Origin of the sequence: Thermophagus sp. OGC60D27 (assembly GCF_052400625.1) — a bacterium.
Taxonomy (GTDB): domain Bacteria; phylum Bacteroidota; class Bacteroidia; order Bacteroidales; family Marinilabiliaceae; genus Thermophagus.
Window position 1 is genome coordinate 158,657 of sequence record NZ_JBQTGH010000001.1, and the last position, 16,275, is coordinate 174,931.

Here is a 16,275-nt window from a genome sequence, read left to right on the forward strand (position 1 = left end):
GGTCTATGGTCTAAAATTCACATATCCATTTTTTAAATTTGGATATACTAATTCTTCGCAATTAAAACCTTAACCAAATCTAAAATTAAAAACCAGCAGCGTAAAGGAAATTTTTACCAACTAATGATTAGTATAGATTAAAGTAAAACAGTTTACAGTCAGAAAGCATAGAGAAAGAAGAATTTTATTTATAATCTAGGCAGAATAATCCTATAATTTCATTGGAGAGAGGAGAACAAATAAATATGGCAAAGCTCAAATTTTGAGATAGACGAAAAAATTATTTTTCGCTTTCAAAGGTTATATCAATGACCGGTAAAGGTTATGACGGAACCTTGCATAAGTTTTACAGAGATCGTGTATAAAGAATGACCAACATTAGGGATAACCTTAAACTGACAGTTGAGATAAGTTTGAACAACAACATGTAATCGTAATAACAAAGCGGTTGCAGAATGATGAAAGACACATTCAATAATCTGCTTGGTTGAAGAAAGGAAATTATTTTGGAATCGTATATCAAACAAAAATAAAATGGACTTCTTAGCGTGAGATTCACGCGAAGAGGTCCATTTTTTCTGCATTTAATTCATTATACAACTTGTTATTAAAGCATTGCAACTTTTCACTCTTGTTGTTCTTCAAAAGCACTCAAGCCCCTCTTCAACCAATTAAGATAAGCCTCAATATCGGTGTTATAGCCCCTGTCAGGAACAAGTTTTTCCTCATCAAGGCCCAAAATAACATAGTGTGGCTGGCTGTTTTTTTGAAAGCGAGAAATCTGAAAATCGCTCCATTTGTTACCCACCGTTCTAATCTTCTTCCCGGTAACAGGTGATACATATTTCTCTTCTTCTGGAAGCTCTTCTCTAAAATCTACATATAGCGACGTCAAAACAAAATCGTTGGTCAACATATTTTTGACCGTTGGATCCGACCAAACGGCATCTTCCATTTTCCGGCAATTAGTACACCCCTTCCCGGTAAAATCGAGAAGTAACGGTTTATTCACTTGCTTCGCGTAGGCCAACGCCTTATCATAGTCAATAAATGCCGGAATTCCCTGAGGGCCCAGATGCATATCCTCAGAAAGAGAAACCGCAGGAGCGCCTCCACTTCCCGGAGTCCGGTTTCCTACACCATAGGGTGACTCGGCATAATTGGTTGGAGGTGGAAATCCGCTGATCAGATTAACCGGTGCCCCCCAAAGCCCCGGAATCATGTATATAGTAAACGCAAAAACGACTAAGCCCAACATCATACGGGAAACCGGAAGATGCTCCATTGGGGAATCGTGCGGAAGTCTGATTTTCCCCATCAAATAGAATCCAAGGGCACCAAATATAGTAATCCAAATGGCAATAAACACTTCGCGTTCCAAAATATGAAGCCCTAATACCATATCTGTTATACTCAAAAACTTAAAAGCAAACGCCAGTTCCAGGAACCCCAGAAAAACTTTAACCGAGTTCAGCCAACTTCCCGACTTGGGTAAAGAATTAAGCCAGCCGGGAAAAGCAGCAAACAAAGTAAAAGGCAAAGCCAATGCCAAAGAAAAACCTAACATACCAATTACCGGGGCCATGCCTCCCACCGAGGCGGCCTGCACAATCAAGGTACCCACAATAGGTCCGGTACATGAAAAAGATACCAACGCCAAGGTAAAGGCCATAAAGAAAATTCCTAACAATCCTCCCTTATCGGCCCCTTTATCAGCGGCACTAACCCATGACGAAGGAAGAACAATTTCGAATGCTCCAAAAAACGAGACGGCAAAAATAATCAGTAAAGCCGCAAAAAACAGATTAAACCATGGATCGGTAGATAACTTATTGAGTACGTCGGCACCAAACAGTGCTGTCACCACTGTCCCAAGAATAACATAAATGACAATTATAGAAATACCGTATAATAAGGCATTTCTTATACCGGTAGCTTTTGTTTTGCTCTGCTTAGTAAAGAAGCTCACCGTCATAGGAATCATCGGAAATACGCAGGGCGTCAAAAGAGCTGCTAATCCTCCCAGAAATGAGATCCAAAAAATGGCCCAATTGCCACGTTCTCCAACCTCTTCCGAATCGACATCTCCCTTTTCGGATACTTCAACAGTTTCCTTCTGAACTATGATTTGTTGATCCTTTCCTGAGGTGGCAGCCGTTGGTGTCACTTGGCCTCCTCCACCTATATCAACTCCTGCCTTATCTATGGTTAAAGAAAAATCTATTCGATCAGGAGGCAGACACTGTTCATCATCGCAGGCCATAAACTCCACATAACCTTCAATAACATGGACATCGGATGATTTAAGCCTTACCGGCAAGGTGAGCTTTGCAGTATTGGAAAACCATGAGAGCTCCATCTTAAATGTATTGTCGAACTTTGTAACGGGTGCAGGCTCTTCCCGGATCTCCCCTATTGGTTCAAAATCGTCGGATGACACAAGATTCACAGACGTTGGGACGGGGCCATCTTCAGGCAGGTTCACCGAATAAAGATGCCAACCTTCATCAATAGTAGCTTCTGCTATCACTTCAACATCGGTATCCGAAATAGAGCGCACCGAGAAACTCCATTTTACAGGTTCCAAAACCTGAGAATAGGCAGAAAACGCACTCCAAAAAAGAAGCAGAATAAGTAACAGATTTTGTTTTTTCATAACAATACTAATCTAACACTTTTAATTTGCGTAAGTAATTCTTCTTTAACTCATCATAATATTGAAGGGTTCATTTGGGCCATAGTCAAGAAAGAGCGATCCGAAACACTCTTTATCTCTAATTCATATTTTTCCTTTTAAAAACTGGAAAGATATAAATTTCCGAAAAATAAAATACCACTAGCATCTTGGGTACTCCTCATTTCTATTTCAACAAACTCCCATTCATCAATTTCTAAATATGTATATTTTTAGATATGTAGGCCAAAATAAAAAGCCTTAAAACCAAAATGGTTCAAGGCACATCACCCAACTAGGTGAAAAAATAGTATACAAAAAACAAGCCATTTTTCCCTATCAAGGCATTTTATATACGATGGCATTAATATTCATTCCTGCACCAACCGAAGTAAAAACAAAATGGTCTCCACTGTGTAGACGATGATCTTTCAATTCGTTCCGCATAACCAAATCAAAAAGAACCGGAACAGTGGCTACAGAATTATTCCCCAAAGAGCCAATTGTTAGGGGCATAATATTATCAGGCACGGAACGTAGACCATATAATTTCATCAAGCGCTTCAAAATAGCGTAGTCCATTTTAGCATTGGCCTGATGAATCAATACCTTCTTTACATCCGCTATGTCAATTTTGGCATCATCTATTGCTTTCTTAACCGTGGCAGGAACAGTATTAAGAGCATATTCATAAACTTTTCTACCATTCATTTTTAAAAATTGCTCCTTCTGATCCAATTCCGGATTATAGGATGGCCCCATATGAAGAAACCATGCATTCTCGAATGTATCGCTACGCGAAATATGTGAAATAATACCCACGGGGCTTTCGCTTTGACGAGCCTCTAGAATAACTGCTCCCGCCCCATCCGAATAGATCATACTGTCAACATCGTGGGGGTCGGAAATCCGAGACAAAGTTTCAGCCCCTATCACAAGAACCTTTCTTGCGGCACCTGCTTTGATATAAAAATCAGCCTGAATAACGGCTTCAATCCAGCCTGGGCAACCAAACAAAACATCATAAGCCCCACAAAAAGGATTTTGAATTCTCAGTTTGTGCTTGACTTTGGCGGCGAGTGAAGGAAGAATATCAGTTCGAAGAGTCTTTTTACTAATATCTCCAAAATTATGCGCTACAATAATTTTATCAAGCGTTTCAGGATCAACGTTGGCCGATTCCAGTGCCTTTCTAGCAGCAAAGGCCCCTATGTCAGATGCAACAAATTGGTCTTCCACATATCGTCTCTCCTCTATTTCCGTTATCTCTTTAAATTTATCTATTATTTCCCGATTTGTCTTTTTAACAGGTTCACCTGCAGCAGAAAAAAAACTATTTTGCAAAAAATCATCATTTTTAATCACTTGAGTAGGAACGTATGAGCCAGTTCCTGTGATTACTGAATACAACTGTTTATCCATTTTTAGTACTTACTTTTTTTAATATTCCTGCAGCAAAGGAACAAATTTTTAAAACAGGTATAAATACAAATCGTTTCCATTCGCCCCACCATATTACCACTCACCACATTTTTCAATCAAAACGCCAAATCAAGCATTTTGTTCTCAGCACAAAAAAATATTTATCGCAAATATTTATATAGCCCACTATCGGGTTAACAACCAATATACATCCGCATTTCAGGAAAAAGAAAAATTATATACGACCATCACGCACTATTTTCAGTTTGATATCTAACGCTCAATCAAGACCATATAAATTTCCAGACTTCAAATCGCATTTACGCACAAAAATCTAATGTTCAATTTTTGTAGGTAAACCCAGAAAAAACTATATTTGCACCGCAAAAGCAACAAATTTACCATCGGCCCGGATGGTGGAATTGGTAGACACGCAGGACTTAAAATCCTGTGGCCATTACGGCTGTGCGGGTTCAAGTCCCGCTCCGGGTACACATCAAAGCTCTATGATACATTTTTCATAGAGCTTTGTTTTTATTTAGATTGCTAACATAAAAAGATTGGTCGTTTTGGAAACATTATTTTTGGCATAAATTATTTATTGCCCTGAAGTAATTCAAATAAAAATATATTTACGCCTTCTTCAAACAGCTTTTTAAGACGCCCCCGTCGAATGTTTTTTAATTTAGCATCTGATAATTTTCGCCCTCCCCTCAATCCCCTTTTACAAACACAAAAAAATGAACTAATAAATTGTAAACCTATGAGACGGAGGATAATCTTCTTGCTTCGCCAATGGAATGATGCCCGAATAAAAATAAAATTCAGGCTCACTTTCGGACTTATTTCTCTATTTATTTTGTCATTAGCAATCATTGCCAATAAAGGCATTTACAGCATCATCAAGGATACGGAAAAGATACAGTCATCAGGACAGCTTCAGAATGACATTAAGCATTACCATACAACCCATTTGCAATGGGTCGCAAAAGTGAACCGGCTCTTAACCGATGATAATGTAACCAACCTCAGCGTAGAAACAAACCATAAACTCTGTGAATTTGGGAAATGGTACTATGGCGAAGGACGTAAAAAAGCAGAAGAACTGGTTCCTGAGCTATCCTCAATTCTCGAAAAATTTGAAAAACCGCACCTTCAACTGCATCAATCGGCTAGGCAAATTGGCAATGTGTTCAGCCAGGCAGATCATAATCTATCAAAGCAATTGAATCACGTAAAAATTGCCCACCTAGCATGGATGAATAGCCTAGAAGGCAGCATTTTAGAAGAGAGCCCCAACCATCAGATACAACTTAACGAAAAGGCCTGTACCCTTGGTCGTTGGCTCCACTCAGAAAATGCTAATTCCTTGATAAAAAACGATCCCCAATTAGTATCCTGGATAGAACAGTTATATCGGCCTCACGAGTTGCTTCATGCATCGGCGGTCCAAATCAATAAAGCTCTAAAGAGTGGCAATTCTGCACATGCCAAAACCATATTTAACAATCAATCTAAAATTCATGCAAAAAAAACTTTAGCAATACTCGATAAAATAATAGGCTGGAATGATCACCGGCTGGATGCCATGGCCAAAGCTGACAGCATCTATTCATACGTCACCCTGCCAACCATTGACGAACTTTCTCTCCTTTTTCAGGATCTTATTGTACAGACCAACTCAACCATAGAGAAAAACAATAAACAAATTGCTACCAATGCGACAATTACCCAGTCGTCTCTTATTTTTACAAGCTTTATGGTTTTGGCACTATCCCTTCTTTCGGCAATTTTCTTCAGCCGCTATTTTTACAAAAGTATAGGTCAAAGAGTGACAGATGCGCAGACCATAGCGCTAGGCAACCTGAATCGGCCGATCCTTGCAAGACAAAAGGATGAGCTAGGCGATCTAGCCCGGTCACTTGAACAAATGCGTAAAAAACTTAATGAAATTATCGGTAGTATTATTATGGGGGCAAATACCATTCAAATGGCTGGTCATCAAATCAACTCCGGAGCACAAAATATTTCCAACGGGGCTAATGAACAAGCCGCTTCCATTGAAGAAATCTCCTCATCGATGGAAGAAGCCCTTGCCAGCACTACCCAAACTTACAATCACGCTCAAAAAACAAGAAAGTTTCTGGAAGAGCTCTCCTTCAGGATTAAGGCAAGCAACGAAAAGGGCGCTAAAGCAAGAACCGTTTTGGAAGATATTGTTAGCCGAATCTCAATCATCAATGACATTGCTCGCCAAACAAACCTCCTCGCTCTAAACGCTGCTGTTGAGGCATCCAGAGCAGGTGACCATGGAAAAGGATTTTCTGTGATTGCCGCTGAAATCAGAAAGCTTGCAGAACGAAGCAAAGAGGCCGCACAAGAAATCAATAAATTATCATCCAAAGGAATTGAAACCGCTGCTGAGACCAAAGATTTAATGAGTGAACTCGCCCCTATGATTTCAGAAACAATCGAATTGATGAATGAAGTGGTAACTGCTAGTGCCGAGCAAAACACCGGAGCTCAACACATCAACTCGGCCATTGAAGTACTCAACGGCATGACTCAGGAAAATGCAGCCAGTGCAGAACAGTTATCGGCAAGTTCAGATGGATTAAATATTCAGTCAAAAAACTTGGATAATTTAACCCATTACTTCAAAGTTAAGTAGGCTTGCTAAGGAGTAAGTAGGTTTTTACAATAAACCTACTTACCCTTAAAAAAGGTTTATTTTAGTCCGGCAATACGCTTTATTTCATTCAATTTATTTAAAGCATCCATCGGTGTTAGATTATTTATATCCAGATTTACAATCTGGTCTCTGATCTGCTTCAACACCGGGTCGTCAAGCTGAAAGAAACTCAACTGATACCCTTCGCGATGCTTGGCTAAATCCTCCACCGGTTTTGAAATACCTCCTTGGCGGTGACTATCCTCCAGTTCGGACAGAATGTCATTCGCTCTTTTCACCACACTGGGGGGCATACCTGCCATCCGGGCTACATGAATCCCGAAACTGTGTTCACTACCTCCTGGGACCAATTTCCTAAGAAAAATAACTTTATTGTCCACTTCCTTTACCGATACATTATAATTGCGGCATCGAGGATAAGATTTTTCCATTTCATTAAGCTCATGATAATGGGTAGCAAACAAAGTTTTTGCCCTCGCACGAGTGTTCTCGTGAATATACTCCACAATCGACCAGGCGATAGAAATTCCGTCGTAAGTACTTGTGCCCCTTCCCAACTCGTCAAAAAGGACCAGACTACGTGGAGACAAATTATTCAAGATGCTGGAGGCTTCATTCATCTCCACCATAAAAGTGGATTCTCCCAATGAAATGTTGTCTGATGCCCCGACACGGGTAAATATTTTATCCACCACCCCTATTTTGGCACTCTCTGCCGGGACAAAACTTCCAATTTGTGCGAGCAAAACAATCAACGCGGTTTGACGCAATAAGGCCGATTTACCAGCCATATTAGGTCCCGTAATAATCATGATTTGCTGGCTATCATTATCTAGATAAACATCATTGGGAACATATTCTTCACCTGCCGGAAGCAACTTTTCGATGACAGGATGACGACCAGCATGAATATCTATTTCTTCACCATCATTTACCACAGGGCGAACATAATGATTCTCGGCAGCCAATGATGAAAATCCAAGAAGGCAATCCAGTCGGGCCAATATATTTGAGTTTAGCTGAATCGCCGGTATAAACTCAGACAAGGCCACAACCAAACCATTGTATAGCTCAGTTTCCAAAACCAAAATGCGTTCCTCGGCCCCTAGTATTTTACTTTCATACTCTTTCAATTCCTCCGTTATGTAACGCTCTGCACTAACGAGTGTTTGTTTTCTTATCCAGTCGGAAGGAACTTTATCTTTATGGGCATTACGTACTTCAATATAATATCCGAAAACATTATTAAAACTGATTTTCAGACTGGGAATACCGGTTCTTTCAATTTCACGTTGCTGCAACTTATTCAGATAATCTTTTCCGGAAAAAGCAATATTCCTGATTTCATCAAGTTCAGCAGAAACACCTTCTCGAATAACATTCCCTTTGTTAAGAGCACTGGGCGGGTCAGGAACAATCTCTTTTTCGATTCTATCACGAATAGTATCACAACTATTCAGTTGATCGCCCATGCGGCTAAGAACATCATTTTCGGCCGACAAACACAATTGACGGATAGGGGTAATACATTTCAGAGCATTGTGCAACTGCATCATTTCTCGAGGCGTAATGCGACCGGCAGCCACTTTTGACACCAACCGTTCCAGGTCGCCCACAGGTCGAAGATAAGTTTCCAGATCCATTTTAAACTGCGGATCTTTAAAAAAATACTCCACAACTGACTGACGGTCGAGAATTGGTGCGGTTTCTTTCAAAGGTAATGCCACCCACCGCTTCAGCAATCGACTCCCCATTGGCGTCACCGTTTTGTCTATAATATCAATCAATGAGCGCCCCCCGTCATTCACTGATGAAAAAATCTCCAAATTACGGATAGTAAAACGATCCAGCCAGACATATTTTTCCTCATCAATTCTGGAAATACCGGAAATATGTCTGATTTGATGGTGCTGGGTTAAATCAAGGTAGTGCAAAATAGCCCCTGCTGCAACAACCCCAAGTTTGAGATGATCAATGCCAAATCCTTTCAGCGATTTAGTCTGAAAATGCTTCAACAGTCGATCTCGAGCCGCATCAGGAGTAAAAGCCCAATCGTCTAGGCCATAGGTATAATGCCGTGGACCAAAAGTATCGGTAAAGAGTCCTCTTTTACTTTTTTCGAACAAAATTTCTTTCGGCTTAAAACTCGCAATAAGCTTTTCTATGTGGTCATAGGGTCCCTCAGCCGTCAAAAATTCGCCGGTAGAAATATCTAGGAAAGCCACGCCGGCACTTTTATCTTCAAGATGCACCGCCGCCAGAAAATTATTTTCACGATGCTCCAGAATATTGTCGCTGATGGCCACCCCGGGAGTTATCAATTCGGTAACTCCACGTTTAACAATCTTTTTGGTCAGCTTGGGGTCTTCAAGCTGATCGCAAACAGCCACTCGTTGTCCAGCCCTTACAAGCTTGGGAAGATAGGTATCAAGAGCGTGGTGAGGAAATCCGGCCAATTCGACCGAAGATGCAGAGCCATTGGCCCTCCGAGTAAGAGTAATACCCAATATTTCGGATGTTTTGATGGCATCATCCGAAAATGTTTCATAAAAGTCTCCTACCCTGAAAAGCAATATTGCATCGGGATATTTATTTTTAATGCTATAATATTGCTTCATCAAAGGTGTTTCTACAACGGATTTTTTTGATTTAGCCAATGGTTTTATCTTTTTAATTCAACTTCGGGATTACATTCGACAAAGATAACAATTGATCATCAGATTTTATGAGCGCATAGACCAGGTTATTTATAAAGACAAGATATCCAATAAAAATTAACCAACACCTGTTATTTCGCAGAGGAAATGAATGAGAAACATGCATCCGTATAAATTTAAGTTATTGGTCGAATGGAACTCGCATGACTTTTAGTTTATACATATTCTTGTTGCGACGAGCTTTCTTGGTTATGCTTATCTTTTTGGAAGAACCTCCGTCAATTAACAATGCATACGCTTAAGGGTTTAAGAAATAACTGTTAAGTCTTATAGTTTTATTGATATATTGGTACAATTTGGCTTCATCCTTCGATGCGACTCAATCGCATGCCCAGATGTGACTGAATAACACAAATAATAACAGCAGCCTAAATGGCTGTATTATCACTTTTTAGACAACGATAATTTGACTTCCGAATTTAGGAGAAAAGGTTAAGAACAAAGGATTAAAAAGAAATCCACCAATTTTTAACATCAAAGTAAGATCACGCTTACGACCTTTTTGAGGGAAAATTTTAACGATACCTCTAAATAATTTTCAAATCACTAAAAAGCTTTTCGCTTTCTATGATTTTGAATTATTGGAATCAATTAATATTTTTATCTTCGCATTTCAATTAAAACGAACAACAATCAAACATTTTACACTATGAAATATCTTCTAAAAAACCTGGGAGTATTAATGATTCTGGCGGCTGTGGTAATATTAGGCATTTATGCAAAAAACAGTTATTCCGACAATGTTTATCTAATCGTTTCAATGCTTTTACTTATAGGTGGAATATTTGCCCACATTATTTTCAATAAAAAAGTGGAAGGATAGGATTTTACTTTAATACATCGCAGACGGTTACTCCTCACGAAGTAACCGTCTGCGGTTAATTTTCTATTGTTTTCCGGCAAAAATACTACCGTTTTCCCGGAAGCAGATCAGGTCAATACAATCCTTCCGGAAGCAATAGGACAGATCGTCTTCTAAACCCTTACTCTTAAGTAATTGATAGTGTCTTCCCAGTGAGGCCATGCCATGCAAATCGTTTCGGGCATGGATAAATAATTGATGAGCCCCCAGTGCCGCATCCGACAAAAAAAGTGATTTTCCCATTTGCGATTGCACTATATCAATAATATACCCCGCACATAAAGTATCTTCCATTGTAAAGCTTCCGTTGCTGCCTGAAGCAATCAGAGTAACTTCATCGAAGTTTTCCAAAACTTTTGCAGTCGATCTGGCATTCAGAAAAGCAGCAATAAAAAGGTCATTTGCAGCTTCTGCTGCCCGTATAGCACGGGTACCGTTGGTGGTCGTCATTACAAGAATATGATTCTCTACCACAAGGGAGGACATCTCCAAAGGACTATTTCCATAATCAAACCCCTCAATGGGATTGGCACTTCGCTCTCCAACAAGAAGAACATTCTCCGGGTGTAACTCTCTATAATGGAATGCCTCCTCGGGCGTTAACACCGGCACTACTTTTGAAGCGCCGTTATTCAGGGCCGTTACCATTAGCGAGGTGGCACGCAACACATCAATAACAACCACGGTACGGCCGGCAATCCGATTGGCCGACACTTCAGAATACGAAAAGATAACATCTATATTCACATCAAAATAATTTTTATTGCATTTCTTTTGTCATCCATCTAAACCGCAACAAAAGAAACAAAGATATTGAAAATAACCCCAACAAGTATCCATACCATATACCCAGGGGCCCAGCATTCCAGACAAAAGCAAATAACCATCCGGTTGGCAAGGCTAACCCGAAATAGGCCACCAGAAGCATCCCAAACGGGATTCTGACATCTTCCAACCCACGCAATGCCCCCAACATAGTCACTTGCATGCCGTCAAACAACTGGAAGGCGCCGGCCACAATCATCAACCCGGCTGCAATGGAAGTTACCGCCTCTTGATCGATAAAAAGCGCAGGCAAGACATTTCTAAAAAAAACAAATAACGCTGCACTCAATCCCATAAAAGCAAGCACAAGATGTAATGATGCGAAAGTAACTGTCCGGATCGTTTCCGGCTCTCGCCGCCCCACCAGATGACTAACCTTAACAGTCGTTGCGGCGGCTATTCCCTGACTGATCATAAAGGTTAAACTGGCAAAGCTAAGAACGATCTGGTGAGCAGCCAAAGCAGCAGCGCCAAGCCACCCCATCATAATACTACCAAAACTGAAGGCTAAAACCTCGATAAAATACTGCCCACCAATGGGCAATCCCAACAACAACAAATGACGACACCTAGTCCAGGAAAACCGGGTTTCACGGATATGAATCCTGAAATACTTAAAAAATTCTAATCTGGAAAAGACCCACAAAAAAAGAATCGGCATAACCATGCGGGATGTTAAAGTGGCATAACCGGCACCTAAAAGTCCCATGGCTGGAAATCCACCCTTACCGAAAATCCATAGATAATTCAACAAAATATTCAACACATTAGCTGAAACTGTGATCACCATTGCAATGCGAGTATTGCCTAATCCTTCGGCGAATTGCTTAAACGTAAAAAATAAAATAAAGGGGATCATTGAAACAACCAAAATTCGATAGTAAGGTATTGCAGCCAACACTATTTCATTGGGTTGCCCCATATAAGGCATCAGATACGAAACAAGCCATAGGATTAATGTTAAAGACAATCCGGCCGCCTGAAAAGTGTATAACCCTTGCTTTAACCATTTGGTTGCCTCCAGCGAATTACCTCCTCCATAGGCTTTTCCAATCAAAGGGGTCAATCCGTTAACCATGCCTATTCCAAAAACCATTCCTACAACAAAAACCGTATTAGCGAATGATGCTGCAGCCAAAGGAATTGTTCCCAACTGTCCCACCATCAGGTTATCGGCCAATACAACGATCATCTGCCCAGCCTGAGCCAATATTACAGGAAATGCCAAGGCCAAATTGGATCGGTAATGAGCCGTATATGTTTTAATAATTTGCATTAAATGTTTAGATAAAAATCGCGAGTTAACGTTCTAAATTCCTCAGAATAATGATGACGAGATAACTCAATTACCAACTCTTCTGCTTGCAAAGCAACCCGAGGCAGCTGAAGTCCCCATACAGAAATCACCCGCTTTACTGATTTGGAAGGTGTCGGCCTGATCTTCAATAACCGATATTCGTATAAACCTCTTCTGGCAGCCTCCAAACGAAAATTCTCATAATCTAAAACCGGCAATATTAAAGAAAAAACACCAGTTTGCCGTAATGATTTTTTTATTCCTTCAATTAAATCGACATGAGACAAAGCGTGGTTATGACGTGCTAAGGCCTTTCGTGCAGAAGGATTCTTCATTCCCCCCGAAAAGAAAGGAGGATTGCACACTATCAAATCATATTGTTTGCCTACAGTATCACAAAATGTTTGAAAAGAAGATCTATAAACAGATAACCGATTGGCCCAAGGAGAAGCCTCAAAATTGGCTTCCATATCGTCACATGATGGATCATCCAGCTCTACAGCATCAATCTGGGCTTCGCAGCAGCGTTGGGCTAGAATAAGAGCAATAAGACCAGTCCCCGCTCCCACATCTAGCATGGACTTGGTATGATCCGGGATAGGTGTCCAAACCCCCGTTAAGACCCCATCAGTTCCCACCTTCATTATCGCTTTGTCCTGACGGATAGAAAATTGTTTAAACCGGAACATATTTAAAACTTCTCGTAAACACCTAAACCAAAAAGGGCATAATCATAAAACACGGGATCGTGAGGACGGAACTCTCTTAATTGCTGAGTGAGTTCCATGACACTTTTCAGATCATTCGATTTTCGGTTAAGCATTCCTAGCGATCGCGCAACCCTCCCAACATGTATGTCAAGAGGTATAAGCAAATGAGCAGGATCCATGCTAGACCATAGCCCAAAGTCAACCGGGGAGTCACGACGAACCATCCATCTTAAATACATATTTATACGCTTGGCCGATGCATTCTTAGCGACATTAGCCACATGCTTTTCTGTTCTTAATGAAGGCTGAAAAGAGAAAAATAACTTCCTAAAATGATCAATGGCTCCCACCATCCCATTTGAACTGTATCCGGCAAAAAAGACCTTTTCCAATCCTTCATGATCAATATATATTCGGTGCAGTGCCTTCAAAAAATAGTGCGCATCAACATCATTAAACGTTCGGTATACAAAGCCTGTCAGCCGATCAACCTCTCGCTCTGTAGCATTACAAATAAATTCATAGGGTGCCATATCCATCCGCTTCATCAGGTCTAAGCATTTGGTTAAAATCATGGATCGTTTTCCCCATGAAAGAATGGCTGTTAAAAAACCTGCAATTTCAATATCTTCTTTTAATTGAAATAAGTGAGGAATTTGCACCGGATCCTCGTCGATGAACCATCGAGACTGATAATAATTGGCCTTGCTATCCAGAAACTCCTTCAGCTCTTTTTTATTAAGCATAGCGAGAGAAAATTCACCCGGCAATGTTGCCGATAAGGAAATACTAATCAACTATGACTCCATCCACAATATGTATGGTTCGGTCGGCCTTTTCGGCCAGGTGCTGATCATGAGTGACAATCACAAAAGTCTGATTGAATTGTTTTCTCAGGTCAACAAAGAGGTCCATCAACTCTTCCTGATTTTTGGAGTCAAGGTTTCCTGAAGGTTCATCGGCAAACACCACTAAGGGATCATTTACCAGAGCACGGGCTACTGCCACCCGCTGTTTTTCACCACCACTCAGTTCGGCCGGCTTATGATCTAACCGTTCCGAAAGACCAAGATAAGACAAAAGCTTCAGAGCGCGGTCTTGGGCTTCTTTGTCCTTCCTTCCTGCAATAAGTCCGGGAAGCATACAGTTTTCCAGCGCAGTAAATTCCGGCAGCAATTGATGAAACTGAAAAACAAAACCAATATGTTGATTCCTAAATTTTGCGAGTTGATTCCCCGTAAGCCTATTGATTGGAGTGTTGTTAATTATCACTTCTCCTTTTGAGGGTTGGTCCAACGATCCCAAAATCTGAAGCAGGGTTGTTTTCCCGGCTCCACTAGCTCCCAAAATGGTTACAATCTCACCCTTTTCGATAGAGAGATCAATACCCTTTAGAACTTTAAGATCACCAAACTGCTTTTCTATATTTTGTCCTACTACCATTCTTTACTAATAGTTTTTTCTACCGATTTTGTCCGGTTTTTTACATTTGCCATCTCGATCCCTATATCCGAACTCATAGCGTATACAAGAACCAAATATATAATATATATATCAATAGAAATATTACACCTTTAAAGCGGGTTATTAGTCCTTTCTTTAAAGGTATCATAAAAAGTAACAGCAACACACCTATTCCAATCATCCACCAAATGTCAAAAGAAATCACACGTTTCGATACCTCTAAAGGCTTCAGAATAGCAGTTAATCCCAATATGGAAAAAACATTAAATATGTTGGATCCAATAATATTTCCCACCGAAATTTCCATCTCTTTTTTTAAAGCTGCCGCCAATGATGTAGCCAATTCCGGAACGCTGGTACCAAATGCAACAATGGATATGCCCACTACTCTTTCACTCACTCCCCAACCTATAGCCAGCTCACTGGCCCCAGCGACTAACCAATCAGCACCAAAATACAGACCGGTAATCGATAGGATCACTAAGAGCAATGAAACCCATAACTTCTTTCTAGGTCTCTGAAATACTTCTTCTCGAAGCGAGGACTGACGTCGGGAATAAATCACAGACCAAAAGAGATATAAAAGTATTAAAATAAACAAAACCAAACCTTCCACCCTATGGATTATCCAGTCCATCCCAAACAAGTATAAAAGGATAAACGAGAGCATCATAACCGACCAGTCAAATAATACGGAACGACGCTTTACCTCTATAGGAAAAACGACTGCTACACATCCCAGAATAAGAGCTATATTGGCAATATTGGATCCAACAATGTTCCCGATGGAAATGTCTGGTGAATTGGTAAACACGGCTTCAACACTCACAAAAAGCTCCGGCGCAGAAGTGCCAAAAGCAACCACCGTAAGACCAACGACCAAAGGACTAATCCGGAAATGAAGTGATAATTCTACCCCTCCCTTTACCAGTAGATTTCCACTGACAAACAGCAACACAAAGCCGGCAATAACCTGTAAGTATAGAAATAAATCCATTATAATACTTTTGAAATAACCAATGAATCGGATAACTCCGGTCACTCAAAAATTTTTCCCCGAAAAATTCCCCAGATAAAATATCACAGGCATTAGACGAAACCTATAGCCTAATATTCAAAAGAAGCAAATTCTTAAATTGATGTCTAATCCTTCTCTTCATCCAACCCGTAGGCTTTTCTAACATTTTCATCCATCTCTTGGGACCGAGTAGGCTCAGTCGTGGTCTCACCCCCGTCATTCATTGAGCCATCTTCTCTAAGCGATTCTCCAACTTCCTCTCCTACATGCTTGACATCTTCATTAACCTCATCTTTCTGCTCTTTTAGATAGTGCTGAACCTCTCCCAAATCTTCCTTCAAATCGTCAGTACTTTCTTCAAACTCTTTCTTCAGGTCATCCGCAGCTTTTCGAAACTCATTCATCCCTTTGCCAAGCATCCGAGCAAACTCAGGGATCTTATCGGCGCCGAACAACAATAAAATAACCAAAAAGATGACAAAAATTTCACCCATCGATATGCCGAAAAGAAACGTTATCATATTAGTGCCATTTATTTCTGCCAAAGATATAAAAAAATTCCCCGGTTGGCTTTTTCCAACCGGGGAACTATTT

Annotated in this window: 12 protein-coding genes and 1 tRNA gene; 3 read left to right on the forward strand and 10 right to left on the reverse strand. The window is 40.4% G+C overall.

The genetic code is table 11. The features are described 5' to 3' along the window. Nucleotides 1-625: 625 nt before the first annotated feature. The gene (locus tag ACT29H_RS00635; protein WP_444819656.1) at nucleotides 626-2,656 is read right to left on the reverse strand and encodes a cytochrome c biogenesis protein CcdA; all 2,031 of its coding nucleotides are present in this window, start codon (nucleotides 2,654-2,656) and stop codon (nucleotides 626-628) included. A gap of 357 nt (nucleotides 2,657-3,013) precedes the next feature. After that, the gene (locus ACT29H_RS00640) at nucleotides 3,014-4,096 is read right to left on the reverse strand and encodes a 3-oxoacyl-ACP synthase III family protein (RefSeq protein ID WP_444819657.1); all 1,083 of its coding nucleotides are present in this window, start codon (nucleotides 4,094-4,096) and stop codon (nucleotides 3,014-3,016) included. A 407-nt stretch (nucleotides 4,097-4,503) separates the two neighbouring features. Between ACT29H_RS00640 and ACT29H_RS00645 the strand changes: the two genes are divergently transcribed. Together ACT29H_RS00645 and ACT29H_RS00650 are read left to right on the forward strand one after the other, a co-directional pair. Further along, nucleotides 4,504-4,588: transfer RNA gene (locus ACT29H_RS00645), tRNA-Leu, on the forward strand. Between the two features lie 271 nt (nucleotides 4,589-4,859). Next, nucleotides 4,860-6,767 (forward strand): methyl-accepting chemotaxis protein, encoded by a 1,908-nt coding sequence (locus ACT29H_RS00650; RefSeq protein WP_444819658.1) that lies wholly within the window; start codon nucleotides 4,860-4,862, stop codon nucleotides 6,765-6,767. Between the two features lie 56 nt (nucleotides 6,768-6,823). Here the strand turns inward: ACT29H_RS00650 and mutS are convergent, their stop codons facing one another. Further along, nucleotides 6,824-9,445, reverse strand: a complete 2,622-nt coding sequence (mutS, locus tag ACT29H_RS00655; RefSeq protein WP_444819659.1) for a DNA mismatch repair protein MutS — start codon at nucleotides 9,443-9,445, stop codon at nucleotides 6,824-6,826. Between the two features lie 709 nt (nucleotides 9,446-10,154). Between mutS and ACT29H_RS00660 the strand changes: the two genes are divergently transcribed. Beyond that, nucleotides 10,155-10,328 carry a hypothetical protein gene (locus ACT29H_RS00660; RefSeq protein WP_444819660.1) on the forward strand — a complete coding sequence of 58 codons (174 nt, stop codon included), beginning with the start codon at nucleotides 10,155-10,157 and terminating at the stop codon, nucleotides 10,326-10,328. A gap of 63 nt (nucleotides 10,329-10,391) precedes the next feature. Here the strand turns inward: ACT29H_RS00660 and ACT29H_RS00665 are convergent, their stop codons facing one another. The 7 genes from ACT29H_RS00665 to ACT29H_RS00695 form a co-directional block, all read right to left on the reverse strand. After that, a complete protein-coding gene (locus tag ACT29H_RS00665) occupies nucleotides 10,392-11,114 on the reverse strand; it encodes a 2-phosphosulfolactate phosphatase (RefSeq protein ID WP_444819661.1) in 723 nt (240 codons plus the stop codon). A gap of 13 nt (nucleotides 11,115-11,127) precedes the next feature. Next, complete coding sequence (locus ACT29H_RS00670) at nucleotides 11,128-12,468, reverse strand: MATE family efflux transporter (RefSeq protein ID WP_444819662.1); 1,341 nt, start codon at nucleotides 12,466-12,468, stop codon at nucleotides 11,128-11,130. Continuing rightward, nucleotides 12,468-13,178, reverse strand: a complete 711-nt coding sequence (locus tag ACT29H_RS00675; RefSeq protein ID WP_444819663.1) for a tRNA1(Val) (adenine(37)-N6)-methyltransferase — start codon at nucleotides 13,176-13,178, stop codon at nucleotides 12,468-12,470. The genes ACT29H_RS00670 and ACT29H_RS00675 overlap by 1 nt, the downstream gene beginning before the upstream one ends. A gap of 2 nt (nucleotides 13,179-13,180) precedes the next feature. Continuing rightward, nucleotides 13,181-13,945 carry a TIGR02757 family protein gene (locus ACT29H_RS00680; RefSeq protein ID WP_444819664.1) on the reverse strand — a complete coding sequence of 255 codons (765 nt, stop codon included), beginning with the start codon at nucleotides 13,943-13,945 and terminating at the stop codon, nucleotides 13,181-13,183. Between the two features lie 43 nt (nucleotides 13,946-13,988). Continuing rightward, a complete protein-coding gene (locus ACT29H_RS00685; protein WP_444819665.1) occupies nucleotides 13,989-14,642 on the reverse strand; it encodes an ABC transporter ATP-binding protein in 654 nt (217 codons plus the stop codon). A gap of 73 nt (nucleotides 14,643-14,715) precedes the next feature. After that, nucleotides 14,716-15,660 (reverse strand): calcium/sodium antiporter, encoded by a 945-nt coding sequence (locus tag ACT29H_RS00690; protein ID WP_444819666.1) that lies wholly within the window; start codon nucleotides 15,658-15,660, stop codon nucleotides 14,716-14,718. A gap of 146 nt (nucleotides 15,661-15,806) precedes the next feature. Then, nucleotides 15,807-16,202, reverse strand: a complete 396-nt coding sequence (locus ACT29H_RS00695) for a Sec-independent protein translocase subunit TatA/TatB (RefSeq protein WP_444819667.1) — start codon at nucleotides 16,200-16,202, stop codon at nucleotides 15,807-15,809. Between the last annotated feature and the right edge of the window lie 73 nt (nucleotides 16,203-16,275).